The sequence below is a fragment of the Streptomyces sp. NTH33 genome (assembly GCF_003236365.1).
Classification (GTDB): domain Bacteria; phylum Actinomycetota; class Actinomycetes; order Streptomycetales; family Streptomycetaceae; genus Streptomyces.
Map to the genome: position 1 here is coordinate 1 of NZ_POTZ01001123.1, position 461 is coordinate 461.

1 protein-coding gene is annotated in these 461 nt (G+C 71.6%); it reads right to left on the bottom strand.

Features of this window, described 5'->3' with window-relative positions; translation table 11 throughout:
* Nucleotides 1-78: 78 nt before the first annotated feature.
* A partial coding sequence (locus C1I97_RS38790; RefSeq protein WP_309147878.1) for a zinc finger domain-containing protein occupies nt 79-461 on the bottom strand: 383 nt, incomplete at its 5' end.

Consider the following 461-nt stretch of genomic DNA (forward strand, 5'->3'; position numbering starts at 1 on the left):
GGAGATGTCGGTGGGGTTCGGGTCGGCGGTGGCGCCGTGGCTGCCGCACGGGTTCTAGCCGGTCTCGGTTTCTGGGCCTCAGCGTTTCTGGCAGGTGGGGCACCAGAAGAGGTTGCGGGCGGCGAGGTCGGCGGTGCGGATGCCGGTGCCGCAGATGTGGCAGGGCAGGGTGGCGCGGCGGTAGACGTAGACCTCGCCTCCGTGGTCGTCCACGCGGGGTGGACGGCCCATCGCCTCGGGGGTGTGCTCGGGGCGGACGGTGTCGATGCGGTTGTTGCGGACGCCCTCGCGCATGAGCTCGACGAGGTCGGTCCAGAGGGCGTCCCACTCGGCGGGCGTGATGTCCCTGCCGGGGCGGTACGGGTCGATGCCGTGCCGGAAGAGGACCTCGGCGCGGTAGACGTTGCCGACGCCCGCGACGACCTTCTGGTCCATGAGCAGGGCGGCGATCGTCGTACGGC